Genomic DNA, 3,799 nt, shown 5'->3' on the forward strand with positions numbered 1-3,799 from the left:
CCTGATGCCGCCGCCGCCGCCCGCCGTGCCCGGCGCCTATGATTTCGCCCGCGTCGCCTGGTTCGAGGGCATCGGCGCCACCGGCCGCGCGCTCGGGCCGGTGACGGTGATGTCAGGGGGTAACTCTCAAACGCCGGTGCGTACCCGTTTGTCCCAGCACATCCAGGCTCGCCTGACCGGAAGCGCCGGAGGTATTGCCGCCGCACTCGCCACGGGGGACACCGGCGGCATCGCTGAACCGGATCAGGAGGCGATGCGGGCATCGGGTCTGGCGCACCTCCTGTCGGTCAGCGGGCTTCACATCACGGCGGCGGTCGGGCTGACCATGCTGCTGGTCAGCCGCCTTCTGGCGCTCAACATGCGGCTTGCGCTGACCGGCCGGGTGCCGCTGATCGCTGCCACCGCCGGCGCAGCAGCGGCGCTCGGCTACACCTGGCTGACCGGCGGCGAAGTACCCACCGTTCGAAGCTGCATTGCGGCCCTCCTGGTGCTAGCCGCCATGGCGCTGGGGCGAGAGGCGCTGACGTTGCGGCTGGTCGCTGCGGGCGCGATGGTGGTGCTGCTGCTGTGGCCGGAGGCGCTTGCCGGCCCGAGCTTTCAACTCTCCTTCGCCGCGGTCACCGCCATCATCGCACTGGCCGAGCATCCCCGCGTACGCGCCTGGTTCGCGCCACGTGAAGACGGCTGGCCCGGCCGACTGTTGCGCGGCGGCGGCTCGCTGCTGCTCACCGGGCTTGTGGTGGAGATCGCGCTCATGCCGATCGCTGTTTTTCACTTCCACAAGGCTGGCGTTTACGGTGCTCTGGCCAATATGGTCGCCATTCCGCTGACGACCTTCGTGATCATGCCGCTTGAGGCAACCGCCCTGTTGCTCGACGCGCTCCATCTGGGCGAGCCGCTCTGGTGGCTGGCCCGGCAAGCGCTGACGCTGCTGCTCTTCATTGCGCACTTCACCGCCCAGGCACCCGGCGCTACGACTGCACTCCCTGTGATGCCCGTCCCCGCCTTTGCCCTGATCGCGGCTGGCGGTCTGTGGCTGGCGCTGTGGCGAACCGACTGGCGTATTCTCGGCCTCCTTCCCATCGCATTCGGTGTGCTTTGGACCGGGATCACGCCGCCGCCCGATATATTGGTCACCGGAGACGGCAGGCACGTGGCGCTTCGACTGCCCGGCGGACGCATCGCGCTGTTACGCGACAGGGTGGGCGATTATGCGCGCGACATGCTGGCCGAGACCGGCGGCGCAGAGGAAGAGCCCGTCACCCTGTCGGATCAGGCCGATGCCGCATGCAGCCGGGACCTGTGCCGATCGGATCTGTTGCAGGGAGGGCGGCGATGGCGGATCCTGGCGACCAGAAGCAGCTATCTGGTGCCGATCGCTGACATGCTGGACGCCTGTCGATCGGCGGACATCGTCATCAGCGAGCGCTGGCTACCGCGTGGCTGCACACCTCGATGGTTGCGCCTTGACCGGGCAGTGCTGGCTCAAACAGGCGGCGTGGCGATCACGCTTGAGGCGGCGGATGTCCGTACCGTCCACCGGGCCGGCGATACTCACCCGTGGGTGCTGGCAGCGATCAATGCCGAGCGCCCGCGCTGATTGTCACCCGTTCGGTCTGACCCTCATCGCTGAGCACGCGCGCTGAGTTTCGACCGGTCCGACGTTCGTCTCCATACGCCATCCGGATCCCACCCGGATCAGGAGTAGCGGCGCAGTATCCCGGCGAGCTTGCCCTGCACCCGCACCTGGGCGGGCGCATAGCGCTGCGGATCATAGGAGCGGTTGGCCGGATCCAGCCGGATCATCGCCCCCTCGCGCCGGAAATACTTCAACGTCGCCTCGCTATCCTCAATCAGCGCCACGACGATTTCCCCGTCACGCGCCACGTCCTGCTTGCGGATCAGGGCGAAGTCACCGTCAAGAATGCCGGCCTCGACCATCGAGTCGCCGGCAACTTCCAAAGCGAAATGCTCGCCGGATCCCAGCAAGGCAGCGGGAACCGGCAATGTGCTCGCCCCCTCGATGGCCTCGATCGGAACACCGGCGGCGATCCGGCCATGCAGCGGCACCTCCACCACGTCGTTGGCGGGCTCCGGCACGATGCGCCGCGTGGAGGCAGGCGCCGGCGAGGGCTTCGCCTCCGACCGCTCCGGCATCTTCAGCACTTCCAGCGCGCGGGCCCGATTGGGCAGACGCTTCAGAAAGCCGCGTTCCTCCAGCGCCGAGATCAGGCGATGCACGCCGGACTTGGACTTGAGGTCCAGCGCCTCCTTCATTTCCTCGAACGAAGGGGACACGCCGGTCTCCGCCAGCCGGTCATTGATGAAACAGATCAGCTCGTGCTGTTTCCTGGTAAGCATCGCATCGCCTCCGCCGCGAACAGACGAGGAACCTTTAAGGAACGCTAAGGGTGGCGTCAAGCGATCATCAGGATTTCCGCCGATTCGCCGCGCTGTCGGGCCGGGTCATGGGGAGGGCGTATGATCAGGCAACCTGCGCGTGCCAGGGTCAGCAGCATCGAACTATCCTGAATGCTGGCCACGAATGCCTCTCCGCCGCGCAATTCGGCCCGCATGTAATCGGTCCGCGGGCCATTCGCGGCGATGTCCTCCCCAAGAACGGCCTGGGTCGTGACCGGGAAGGGCCTAGCCGCGCCGGCCAGATGGGCCACCAGCGGCTTGACGAAGAGGATGGTCGTCACGAACGCGGAAACAGGATTGCCGGGCAGGCCGAGCACCGCCATGTCGCCCAGCCGTCCAGCCATCAGCGGCTTGCCGGGGCGCAGCGCGATGCGCCAGAAATCGATCGTGGCGCCCGCCGCACGCAGGGCTGGCTGCACCAGGTCGTGATCGCCGACGGAGGCACCGCCGGTGGTGACCAGAAGGTCCGCCTGAACCTCGGTGAACGCATCGCGCAGAACCTCAAGCCGATCCGGCAGAATGCCAAGGTCGATGATCTCGACCGGCAGGTCAGCGAGCAGCGCGCGCAGCAGCAGCCGGTTCGATTCCGGCAGCACGTTTGGCGTGAACGGCGTGCCCGGCTCGACCAGTTCGTCTCCGGTCGCTGCGATTGCCACGCGGACGCGGCGCCGCACCGCCACGTCGCCCGCGCCTCCGGTCGCTGCCACCGCCAGCCGCGCCGGCGTCAACCGCTCGCCCGCCGCGACCAATGTGTCTCCTTCCGTAAAGTCGAGGCCCTCGCGCCGGACATTGCCCCTCCGGCGCAGCGGCCCTTCGCCGTCGAGGATCAGCCGCTCACCCTCGCGGCCGGCTTCTTCCTGTATCAGCACCGTGTCCGCGCCATCCGGCATCACAGCGCCGGTGAAGATCCGCACCGCTTCGCCCGACGCGACCGAACCGGTGAACGGCCGGCCGGCGGCACTTTCCCCGATAACGCGCCACGGCCCCGGTAGATCATCGAAGCGCAGCGCATAACCGTCCATCGCCGACAGATCATGCGCGGGCTGCGTTCGCCGGGCGGTGATCGGGGCTGCCGCCCAGCGGCCGAAGGCCTGCGTGATGGGTAGCGTCTCGGCCGAAACCGCCGGGCTGTCTGCAAGCAGGCGCGCCTGCGCTTCGGCGACGGGAAGCAAGTCACTCATGCGCGAACGAGTGGCAGATCGGCGGCGCAAGTAACAGCCTGATCGCCGCAATCATCATGAGGCGGCAAGAAGCTTCCCGGCGCCTGTCCGCTCAAGCGGCGAAGTCGCCGGATTTCCCGCCACGCTTTGCTAGCAGGCGCACGCCGCCAATGGTCATGCGCTTGTCGAGCGCCTTGGCCATGTCGTAGATCGTCAGC

At 67.8% G+C, this 3,799-nt stretch carries 4 protein-coding genes; 1 reads left to right on the plus strand and 3 read right to left on the minus strand.

Annotated features, from left to right (window positions below; genetic code table 11):
- A partial coding sequence (locus AX702_RS15630) for a ComEC/Rec2 family competence protein (RefSeq protein ID WP_066781115.1) occupies positions 1-1,600 on the plus strand: 1,600 nt, incomplete at its 5' end.
- 98 nt (positions 1,601-1,698) lie between these two features.
- Here the strand turns inward: AX702_RS15630 and lexA are convergent.
- From lexA to AX702_RS15645, 3 genes are all read right to left on the minus strand, one after another.
- A complete protein-coding gene (gene lexA, locus AX702_RS15635; protein ID WP_066781116.1) occupies positions 1,699-2,361 on the minus strand; it encodes a transcriptional repressor LexA in 663 nt (220 codons plus the stop codon).
- Between the two features lie 56 nt (positions 2,362-2,417).
- Complete coding sequence (locus AX702_RS15640) at positions 2,418-3,602, minus strand: molybdopterin molybdotransferase MoeA (protein WP_066781118.1); 1,185 nt, start codon at positions 3,600-3,602, stop codon at positions 2,418-2,420.
- A 91-nt stretch (positions 3,603-3,693) separates the two neighbouring features.
- Positions 3,694-3,799, minus strand: a 106-nt coding sequence (locus AX702_RS15645) for a cyclic pyranopterin monophosphate synthase MoaC (protein WP_331710416.1), incomplete at its 5' end; no start/stop codon positions are given.

This window comes from Sphingomonas sp. CCH5-D11 (assembly GCF_001557395.1).
Taxonomy (GTDB): Bacteria; Pseudomonadota; Alphaproteobacteria; order Sphingomonadales; family Sphingomonadaceae; genus Sphingomonas.

Excerpts from the sequence above, each read along its gene's own strand:
- lexA (WP_066781116.1), bottom strand. The coding sequence starts at position 2,361 with ATGCTTACCAGGAAACAGCACGAGCTGATCTGTTTCATCAATGACCGG.
- AX702_RS15640 (WP_066781118.1), bottom strand. The coding sequence starts at position 3,602 with ATGAGTGACTTGCTTCCCGTCGCCGAAGCGCAGGCGCGCCTGCTTGCA.